Annotated in this window: 8 protein-coding genes and 1 pseudogene; 1 reads left to right on the top strand and 8 read right to left on the bottom strand. The window is 68.1% G+C overall.

The annotated features are described in order from the left end of the window. Positions 1–162: 162 nt before the first annotated feature. The 7 genes and pseudogenes from E0504_RS49210 to E0504_RS49180 all read right to left on the bottom strand — a co-directional run bounded on the left by E0504_RS49210 (position 163) and on the right by E0504_RS49180 (position 8,038). Complete coding sequence (locus E0504_RS49210) at positions 163–951, bottom strand: IclR family transcriptional regulator (RefSeq protein ID WP_235013860.1); 789 nt, start codon at positions 949–951, stop codon at positions 163–165. Positions 952–987: 36 nt separating this feature from the next. Next, on the bottom strand, positions 988–1,740 hold the full coding sequence (locus E0504_RS49205) for an enoyl-CoA hydratase/isomerase family protein (RefSeq protein WP_112105768.1): 753 nt from the start codon (positions 1,738–1,740) through the stop codon (positions 988–990). Positions 1,741–1,927: 187 nt separating this feature from the next. After that, on the bottom strand, positions 1,928–3,094 hold the full coding sequence (locus E0504_RS49200) for an iron-containing alcohol dehydrogenase family protein (protein WP_112105765.1): 1,167 nt from the start codon (positions 3,092–3,094) through the stop codon (positions 1,928–1,930). Between the two features lie 123 nt (positions 3,095–3,217). Continuing rightward, a complete protein-coding gene (locus E0504_RS49195) occupies positions 3,218–4,294 on the bottom strand; it encodes an AbrB family transcriptional regulator (protein ID WP_112105764.1) in 1,077 nt (358 codons plus the stop codon). Between the two features lie 815 nt (positions 4,295–5,109). After that, positions 5,110–5,939: pseudogene (locus tag E0504_RS49190) on the bottom strand (oxidoreductase). A gap of 45 nt (positions 5,940–5,984) precedes the next feature. Then, a complete protein-coding gene (locus tag E0504_RS49185; protein ID WP_112105763.1) occupies positions 5,985–6,983 on the bottom strand; it encodes an aldo/keto reductase in 999 nt (332 codons plus the stop codon). Between the two features lie 122 nt (positions 6,984–7,105). Next, positions 7,106–8,038: a helix-turn-helix transcriptional regulator gene (locus E0504_RS49180; RefSeq protein WP_112105762.1), complete on the bottom strand. Its 933-nt coding sequence runs from the start codon at positions 8,036–8,038 to the stop codon at positions 7,106–7,108. A gap of 293 nt (positions 8,039–8,331) precedes the next feature. Here E0504_RS49180 and E0504_RS49175 point away from each other — a divergent pair, with 293 nt between their 5' ends. Then, the gene (locus tag E0504_RS49175; protein ID WP_235013857.1) at positions 8,332–9,033 is read left to right on the top strand and encodes a flavodoxin; all 702 of its coding nucleotides are present in this window, start codon (positions 8,332–8,334) and stop codon (positions 9,031–9,033) included. 44 nt (positions 9,034–9,077) lie between these two features. Here the strand turns inward: E0504_RS49175 and E0504_RS49170 are convergent, their stop codons facing one another. Next, the gene (locus E0504_RS49170; protein ID WP_112105761.1) at positions 9,078–9,965 is read right to left on the bottom strand and encodes an aldo/keto reductase; all 888 of its coding nucleotides are present in this window, start codon (positions 9,963–9,965) and stop codon (positions 9,078–9,080) included. Positions 9,966–10,341: the final 376 nt, after the last annotated feature.

Here is a 10,341-nt window from a genome sequence, read left to right as displayed (position 1 = left end):
CCAGACACGACCGGCGAGCACGAGCGGACCGAGCATGAACAGACACAAATACTCCCGATTCGACTGTAAACCAGTGACGGTAACGATCCCGGTGGTTCACAGCGCACGATCTCTGCGATCCCCCCGACCGTCACCGGCAACCGGTCGTCTGTGATCAGAAATTCACCGCCCGGTCGCTCGACCCTGCTTCTTGGCGCTTCCGGGCACTCGCCGCCGCCACGAGTCGACGTGCCCGAGAAGCAGGTCTGCCAGTTGTTCTTCCCGGGGCAGCATTTCTGTACTGGGTCCCACCAGGGTGACCTCGGCGACCGGCTCGCCCGACTGGCCCGACACGACGGTGGCGATGGCGAAGCGCGTACCACCATGCAACGTGTTCCGAGCTATCCGCGTTCTCCTGATGTCCTCGTACTCCGCGAGGAACTGATCCACGAGCGCGGATTCGTCCGGATTCCGTCGGCGCAGGTACGCGTCCCGCTGGGCGGCGGGAAGCGCGGCGAGAATCGCCTTGCCACCGGCCGTCCCCAGCATGGTACGGCGGATGTTGTTCCGCGCCGCGAAACCCGCCAGCCTGTCCGCACCGAACTCGGACACGTAGATCAGGTGGTCTCCGGCCTGGACGCCCAGGAAGACCGTGACACCCGCCGCCTCATAAAGCGCGGCCACGTCGCCGTCGGTCACCATTCCGGCACGGAAGCTGCCGCTGGCGAGCGTCAGACCGTACAGCGCGGGGCCCAGGTAGAAACGGTGGTTGTCCTCATAGACCCACCCTGCGGCGAGAAGCCCTCGAACGAAGCCGTGCACAGAGCTTTTCGGAGCGTCCAGCGCCCGCACCAGCTCTACAAACGTCATTCCCGGGTTGTAAACGACTTCTTCCAGGATGCGAGTAACCCGGTCGATCGTCCGGTGGTTCTGCGGAGCACCGTCGAGCTTCGGGGACGGATGATCGGTCATGGCCATATTTAACCCCGACCTCGGTGCAACACCCGCTCAGGCTCCGGTGAAGGACGGTGCCCGCTTGCCGATTGAAGCCTGGACTCCCTCCCGGAAGTCGTCGGTCCCGAGCAGGACCGCCTGCGCGGCAGCCTCCTGGTCGAGAGCCGCCGACACCCGCGCCACGAGCTCACGCCGCAGGGTCGACCTGATCGACAGCAGGGACAGCGGCGCCGACAGGGCGACGTCATGGGCCCAGGCCAGCGCCTCCTCCCGCGGGTCGGCCGCCGTGACCCGGTCGCACAGCCCCATCGCGAGCGCCTCAGCACCGTTGACCGAGCGACCTGTGTACAGCAGATCGCGCGCCTTCTGTGACCCGACAGCCGCCGGCAGGGTGACCGAGAGACCGAAGCCCTGGTGGAAGCCCAGCCGGGCGAAGTTCGCGCTGAACCGCGCGTTTTCGGCGGCAACCCGGAAGTCGGCGGCCAGGGCCAGCCCGAGGCCACCACCGATCGCGGCGCCCTGTACGGCGGCGATAACGGGCTTGCGCGCGGTGAAGATGGTGAACGCCTCGCGGTAGACCCGACGCAGTCCGTCCGCGTCGACGTCGCGCAGATCAGCGCCCGCGCAGAAGTGCCGCCCCTCCGCACACAGCACCACACAGCGCGCCTCGGGCATGGCGTCGACGCGCAGCAGGGTCTGAGCCAGCTCGCGGAGGCTGGCCTCGTCGAAGAAGTTGTTCGGCGGTCGGTGCATCTCCACCACCGCCACGCTTCCCTGAAGATCGACAGTGACCAGGCCCAGTGACATCCCGCGTACCTCCTCTGGTTCGGCGCCGCCCGGGACGACGACCGTCGCGTCCCGTGAGGTGCGGCCGGCCGCCGCCATCGCCTCACATCCCCACGTCGCCGCATTAACGAACATTCGTTCGTAAGTACGAAACAAGCTTACCTGGTCCCAAGCGTCAGCAGAAGTCCCGGACCTCCCCGGGAGGCCCTCACCAGACGCGGTCGAGAAGCGCCTCGAGATCCTCCCGGGTCGCCGGGCGCGGGACACGGGTGACGGCCCAGTCGTCCATGGCGTGCTCGATGATCTCCGGGAGGGCCGCGCGATCAACCCCGACGTCGCGCAGGCGGCGTGGCACACCGACGGCCGCGAGCAGGCGCTCGACGGCGTCGATCGCCTCGGCCGCACCATCGTCAGGCCGGTGTCCGCCACTGAGGACCTCCGCGACCTGGACGAGGCGCCGCTTCGTCACCTGGGCGTTGAAACGCATCGTGGGCGGCAGGAGCATCGCCTCGACCGTCCCGTTCGCCACCGTGGAGCGCGGACCGACCGCGTGCGAGAGCGCCTGGGCCAGGCCGGCGCCCGTGTGGTCGCTGCCCTGGCCCGCGAGGAGCGCGGCGAACATGAGGCGCAGGCGCGGCTCCCCGTCCGAGGCGACGTCGAGGCGCGGCAGCCACTCCCTCGACAGGCGGAGCGCATACGCCAGCAGCGCGTCGGCGAGCGGATCGTCCGTGTCCGACTGCAGTCCGTCAACGGCCATGGCGAAGGCGTTCAGGGCAGATGACCGCACCAGCGACACCGGCGCGGTGCCGGCGATCACGGGATCCATGAACACGCCCGCGGCGCGGGTCTTGGGGTCGAACAGGGCCAGCCGCTCCCCGGTCTCCGGGTCCCGCACCGCGCTTCCCGCCTTGGCGTAGGCCGTGGTCGGAGTACTCGGAATGATCCACTGGGGGATCTTCGGTGTGTCGAGCTTCGGGCTGACCAGCCGGCCGTCGACGCGGCGGGTGCAGACATCGCGAACGTCGACCTTCTCCGCCAGCAGGATGCTGGCTGCGCGGCCGGTCACGATGGCGGACCCGCCGCCCAGCGCCACCACGGCGTCGGCCCCGGTCGCCTCCAGGACCTCGCGCGCGTGCTCGACCGCGGGAAGCGGGCTGTGCTCGCGGACTCCGTCGAACCATCCGGCGAGCCGGTCGCCAAGCGCCGACTCGACCCTTGCCACCGCCTCGGTGTGACGGCGCATCGAGGCCCCGCAGAACACGACCGCCCGCCGGATCCCCGCGCGGTCGAACTCACGAGGCAGCGCGGCGAGCGCGCCCTCGCCGGCGAAGACGCGGACGGACGGTGTCACGTGTCTTACGGACGGAAAGCTCATGGCGTCCTCCTGGGGCCGCGGCGACAACCCTGACAAGGCCTCTCACTCCAACCTAGCGCAGAGTTCGCATATATGAATATCTGTACGCACATAGGATCACCGGCGATGGGTGGACCGGGATGGTCAGGCACCCGTCAGCCGGCTCCGGCGCCTGACCAGGATGCCAATGAGCGACGCGCTCAGGATGGCGGCGAACACCCGTACGAGCTGCATCGTGATGACCAGTCCGACCTCCGCGCCGGACTGGACCGCGACAGCCGTCACCGCCGGGAGACCGCCTGGGGTCATCGCCAGGTATCCAGCGAGGTCCGAAATTTCGACCGCCCGGGCGAACACGATTCCGATCACGGCGCAGCCCCCGACGCTCAGAACCAACTGCACCAGCACCAACGGGAACAGCCGTATCAACAGGCGGATCGTGGCGGCAGTAAAAGAAAACCCAACGGCAAGCCCGGTGATGGTGTAACCGAGATCGAGCAGCGGCTCCGGGACGGCAAGCGGGACGGAGACCACCAGCGCAACCGCCATCGAGAGCAGCATCGGGACGACCAACCGCGAGCCGCTGAAGGAAAGGACCTGCGCGAGGAGCAGGCCGACTCCCATGCACAGTGCCGTGAACACGAGGCTCTGCCACAGGACGGGTTCGACGGCAGCGGGCCCGCGATCGGCCGGAGCGAGACTCCCGGAGCGGTCGAGGATCGGCGCAACCAGCGACAGCGAAACCACGACAACCACCACGCGCGCGTACTGGATGGCCGAGACGATCGCGTCGTCGGCATCCAGCTCCTTGGCCATGGCCGACACGCCGGAGGCAGCGCCCGCCATCGAGGAGAAGACCGCCGTGGCCAGGTTAACCTTCGGCGACAAAATGAGAACCAGGCCCGTCGCCATCGAAAAGACCAGTGTGACGGCGACCCCCCCGAGTACCTCAACGGGCTGGCTGGCTATCCGCCGGATCACATCGGAGTCGATCAGCGCGCCCGCGCTGACCCCGATCAGCGCCATGCCGAAATGCCGCGCCGGCTCAGGAAACCGCCATGGCGCTCTGAACGCGAGCGAGAACGCGGCACCGCCGATCAGGCCGCCGAGAAGATACGGCGACGGCGAGTGGACCAGATGCATCAGTATCGTTGCGGCGACGAGGATGATTACGCCACATAAACCTCGCCTACTCTCTGCAACCAGAGCATCTCTCTGCACTACATCACGCTGCCGATGGCGACGGATGACGCCTGCGCCGACGTGCGATTACCCACAGATAAGCGGAAGCAGAAATCAGATCCACCGGCGGACGCAGAGTCAGGTGCCGGGCTTCTCGCCCACGGTTCGACAGTCACAACAATGACCATGACGTCCTCTTCTCCTCGTAAGCCGCACTGGATGCGACCCGGGCCCGTGAAGGATCTGTGTCAACAGTTCCGGCCACAGTGGGGCACCGCGGGCTTCACCCCGCACCTGGACGCCCGACGACCATGACCCGGTCGACTGACTCCTTCCGCACTCCGTGGATCCCGTATCAGGCGTTGAAGAACATCAGCAGGGAACGAAGCAGCGCCAGAGGCAGCGGTTACCGGCTCACCCTCGGCGCCCGCCCAGAGGATCAGAAGCGGCACAGCAGCTGTGATCTGGGTTCTCGCGCCCGGCCGCGGCCCGGACACGAGAACCCAGGAGTCAAATCCGTGGCCTGACGGTCTACGCGGACTCGGCAGGCCGACCTCGGTCCATCAGCCACCGATTGTTCTTATACGCGATGTTCTCATACGCAATGTTCTTATATGCGAACACTTGGACGTATGTAAGTACCATAGCGAGGGACCCTGCCGTGGTCAACGCATCAGGGCAGGTGATCTGCCAGCTCGCCCGGGGGCAATCGGTCGATGTCGGTTGACTCGACCAGACGCCACTGACCCGACCGGTAGCCCGGTCGGGTCAGTGGCGTCTGCGTGCTGATGACGATGGCGGAGCCCTCGTGACCTGGACGGATATCCGTCGGTCCGGATGGACGGCGGTACGGCCTAGGCGTCGACGGCGGTGGCGAGGCTGGTCTTCTCCCACTCCGTCAGCTCAGCGAGCTGGCCCTCCAGCGTGTCACGGAAGAGCCGCACGGCGTCCTGGCCGAGCACGAGCAGCGCGGGGGGCGACGCCGACTCGACGGCGGCGATGATCGCCTCGGCGGCCTTCGCCGGATCGCCCGGCTCGGTGCCGTGCGTCATGTCGTGCTCCTTGCGGCGACGCCCGGCCGTGTCAGTGTAGTCGGCGATCGGCGTCGCGGCCTGCTGGAGAGAGCGGCCCGCGAAGTCGGTCCGGAAGGCACCGGGCTCGACGACGATCGCGTGGATGCCGAGCGGCCCGAGTTCTCTGCGCAGCGAGCCTGTCAGGCCCTCGAGCGCCGCCTTGGTCGCCGAGTAGTAGCCCGATCCCGGCGGGCAGATGCGCGCGCCGATCGACGAGATGTTGACGATCGCGCCACGCCGTCGCGCGCGCATGCCCGGGAGCACACCTTTGACCATCGACCCGCACCGAAGAAATTGGTGGCGAACAGCCGGCGGACGTCGTCCTCGTCGCCCTCCTCGACCGCCGCCCGATACCCGTAGCCGGCGTTGTTGACGAGCACGTCGACACCACCGAACCGCTGTTCGGCCTGCTGGACGGCGCGCGTGACCTGCGCACCATCGGTGACGTCGAGCGCGAGCGCGAGCGCACGGCCGGGATACGCCTCGGCGAGGTCGGCCACGTGGGCGACGTCCCGGGCTGTGGCGGCCACGTTGTGGCCATGATCGAGCAGGGCCTGCGCGAGCGCGCGGCCCAGGCCCGTGGAACAGCCGGTGATCAACCAGGTCTGCATCGGCATCAGCTCCTTGTGCGTCGAGGACGGAATCCGGTCACAGGCTCAGTACCCCGACTCGGAGCCGTAGTAGGTCGGCCTGCGCGGCGTGTAGCTCTCCTCCAGAGCGGTGACCTCGTCCTCACCCAGATCGATGTCGAGCGCGGCCACGGCGTCGGCGAGATGGTGCGACCTGGTCGCTCCGACGATCGGGGCGGTCACGACAGGGTTGCGCAGCACCCACGCCATCGCCACCTGCGCCATCGAGGTCCCCCGTGCCTCGGCGATGCGCTGGACCGCGTCGACCGTCCCGCGGTCGCTGTCGAGGAACAGCGGGGTGCCGGACGCGTCGGCCGTCGGGTTCAGCGCTCCGCGGGTCGTGCTCGCGTCACCCCACGGCCGGGTCACCAGGCCGGCGGCGAGCGGCGACCATGGCAGGCTGCCGACGCCCTGGTCCGACAACAGCGGGAACATCTCGCGCTCTTCCTCGCGGGCGACGAGGTTGTACTGGTCCTGCATGGAGATGAACTTCGTCCAGCCGTGCAGCTGTGCGGTGTACTGCAGCTTGGAGAACTGCCAGGCCCACATCGAGGAAGCGCCCAGGTAGCGAACCTTGCCCGATTTCACGGCGTCGTGGAGGGCCTCCATCGTCTCCTCGACGGGGGTGTGCGGGTCGAATCGGTGAATCTGGTAAAGGTCGATCCAGTCGGTGTCGAGCCGTCGCAGCGACGCGTCGAGCTGCTCGAAGACGGCGCGGCGCGAAAGGCCCCGGCCGCCGGGTCCGGGGCCCATCGGCGCGAACAGCTTCGTCGCGATCACGACCTGGTCGCGGCTCGTGTACCGCTTCACGGCTTCACCGGTGATCTCCTCGGACGTCCCCCGACTGTAGGTGTTGGCGGTGTCCCACAGCGTGATGCCAAGGTCGACGGCCTGCTGAAAGATCGGCTTGGCGGCGTCGGCGTCCAGCGCCCAGTCGCGGCCCGTGCCGGGCCTGCCGAAACTCATGCAGCCGAGCGCGATACGGCTGACCTTCAGCCCGGAGGTTCCGAGGTTGGCGTATTCCATGGTGGGTCCTTCGACAGGATTGACGACAAGGCCAGGTCGCCGGAGGAGCGATGTCGACTTCACGCGGGCGGCGGGGAGGGTGACATGTTCTCCGGCCGTGCTGTTACGCCAGTCCGTCGCCGTCAGTGCGACGGCTCGGCCGGGTCTTTCGACTTCGACGTCGGCGGGATCGTCGTTCCCGCCGGGGGGCCGCCTGGCCGGGATTGACGCTGGTCGCCGGTCCAGCTGGCCAGGAAGTCGAGTTGCTGTTGGGCCGCGGCGTGGCTGGCGGTGTAGGTGATGAGGGTGAGCGCGTCCGCGGGTAGTTCCATGGCGTCGCCGGTCAGTTCGATGTCGCCGATGACCGGGTGACGTAGTCGTTTCACGGCTGTGCGGTGGAGGCGGACGTTGTGGCGGGCCCAGCGGATGCGGAACTCGTCGCTGCGGGTCGCCAGTTCCCCGATGAGGTCGGAGAGCTGACGGTCGAGCGGGCTGCGGCCGGCTTCACCGCGCAGGCCCGCGGCGGCGGCGTCGGCGACGGTGGGCCAGTCGATGAAGAAGTCGGTGGCCCGGGGGTCGAGGAACAGGAACCGCGCGAAGTTCACCGGGAGGGTCCGCGGAGTGAGGATGTCGACGTAAAGGGCAAAGCAGAGGTCGTTGGCGGCGAGGATGTCCATGCGCGCGTTGCGTACGTAGGCCGGCGCGCCGGTGATGGCGTCCAGGACGCGGCGGATGCTGGGCCGCACCCGGGCATGCTGGCTTCCCCGTGCCGGTCGTGCCGGTCGTGCGGGGCCTGTGGCGGTCCTGGCGAGGTCGAACAGGTAGGCGCGCTCGGCCTCGTCGAGGTGTAGCGCCCGAGCCAGGGAGTCCAGCACGGTTTCGGACACGCCGGCGAGGTTTCCGCGCTCAAGGCGGGTGTAGTACTCCACGCTCACGCCGGCGAGGTGGGCGACCTCACCGCGACGGAGGCCGGGAACCCGACGGGTGTCACCGAAAGTGGCCAGTCCGGCCTGTTCGGGGCTGATCCGGGCGCGCCGGCCGACGAGGAAGTCGCGAACCTCGGCGCGGTTGTCCATGGGCCCGACGGTACGGCGACGCCCACCGGTGGTGGGAGGTACTGCCGGGACCCCTCACGACCGGGACTCCCAGCCGCGTCCGGCGGGCGGTTTCGATCGGCTGACCCGGGCAGTTCTGTGTCGGACGCCGCCCGGGCGCTGACCCGCGGCATCGTCCATCCGCAACGTTAGGGAGCCTCATGGAGCACGAGGAGGGCCGCGGCGCCGAGCCTGGGCCTGGGCCTGTCGAGCACGGGTGGGGCTCAGTACACGAAACGGCATGGCTCGCGCAGCCGCGCGCCGAGCACCGGCCGATGAGGACGGACATTGGTAGCCAGAGGCCGGCCGTGCTCGGGCGCCGGTCGCTCCTGCGTGGCGCGCTCGGCGCAGGAGCGACGGTGCTGGCCGGTGTCCCCGTCAGCGGATGTTCCGCGCCCTCGCCAGGTCGGCCAGCGTCCTCACCCTCGGCACGGCCCGCGACGCCGGCCCCGGCGGAGCAGTCCGTTCTGCTGGCCTACTTCTCCCGGGCGGGCGAGAACTACTACTACGGCGGGCGTAATCACCTTGACGTCGGAAACACCGAGGCGCTGGCTGGCATGATCAGCACGCGGGTCCGGTGCGACGTTCACCGCATCGAGCCGGCCGACCCATACCCGGACGACTACGAGCAGACTGTCGGGCGAAATGTCCGTGAACAGAACGCCGACGCACGCCCGGCCATCGCCAACCCCCTGCGCTCGATCGAGCGGTACGACACGATTCTGCTGGGAAGCCCGATCTGGAATGTCAGAGCGCCGATGATCATGTCGACGTTCACGGGGAGCCTGGACTTCAGCGGCAAGACCGTGCTTCCGGTCACGACCTATGCCATGAGTGGACTGGGAACCACAGAAGGCGACTACGCCGCCTCATGTCCCGGCGCAACCATCGGGGCGGGCCTGGCGGTACGCGGCGAAGAAGTCGCGCAAGCCGGCGCCGACGTCGACGCATGGCTGCGACGCGTCAACCTCCTGTGATTTTCGATCCGAGTTCTGGGGCCTCACAGGATGAAGTGGGGTAATCAGGCTTCGGGGATCGCTTTACTGAAGGTCGCAAGAGTGATGTCGCTGGGCTCCGGGCCGCCGCGCCGGCCGGCGTCAAGGCCGTCGATCGCGGCGAGCTGCTTGTCGGTCAGCTCGAAGTCGAACACGTCGAGGTTCTCCGCGATCCGCTCCGGTCGCGTCGACTTCGGGATCGCCGACCGGCCCTGCTGCAGGTGCCAGCGCAGCATCACCTGCGCCGGCGTCCTGCCATGCGCCCGTGCGATCTCACCGATCACCGGGTCCTGCAGGGTGCTGCCATGGCTACCGGGACGATAGAACGTGATTCCACCGATCGGTGACCATGCCTGGGTGAGGATGCCGTGCTTGGTGTCGATCGCCTGCACCTCGCGCTGGGTGAAGTAGGGGTGCACCTCGATCTGGTTCACCGCGGGGACGACACTCACCCGCTCCAGCAGAGCGGTGAGATGCTCGACCATGAAGTTGCTGACCCCGATCGCGCGGACCTTCCCGTCGGCGAGCAGCGTCTCCAGGGCGCAGTAGGCCTCCAGGGTCCTGTCGAACTCCGACGGCAGCGCCTGATGCAGGATGAGCAGGTCGATCTGGTCGACGCCGAGCTTGCGCGCGCTCTTCTCGAAGCCGTGCAGGGTCTGGTCGTAGCCGTAGTCGCTGATCCAGATCTTGGTCTCCAGAAAGACGTCGGTCCGGTCGACGCCGGACTTGAGGACGGCCTCGCCGACCTGCCGCTCGTTGCCGTAGGCCGCCGCGGTGTCGATGTGCCGGTAACCGGCCGACAGTGCCGCCTCAACAGCCGACCGGGTCTCCTCCGGCGGGGTCTGGAAGACACCGAGACCGAGCGCGGGCATCTCGACCCCGTTGTTCAGCGTTATGTGCGTCCTGGTGGACATGGGGCGTTCCTCTTCCCGTCGACAATCGGAGACGATGATCTGAGCGTGCTCAGCGGTGCAGGACCCGACGGTAACGGAAGGCTCGGCGTTTCGGGCCCCACCTCACCACACGCAGTTCCTTGGAGACTCACACCCTCCCCCAGATCATCCGAGTTAAATCACGATCAACCGGCCGCGGGGAGTCCCTGTCGTTACCCCTTTCAGCAGGGACTCCTCGTGCGATCGTGACTCGGGTTTCCTGAGGCGATGACCGCGTCGCCGGAGAGATGCCGAATCGGCCGGCAAGGAGCCGATGGCCGCGAGTCTCGTCCCGGGGAAACGGAAGGTTCCGCGCGTGCGGGCCGTCATCCGGTCTCAATGCCGTGAAGCGTAGTTT

It is taken from the genome of Parafrankia sp. BMG5.11 (genome assembly GCF_004337455.1).
The sequence above is the reverse complement of the archived record's forward strand: the minus strand, read 5'-3'. Positions and strand labels throughout refer to the sequence as shown.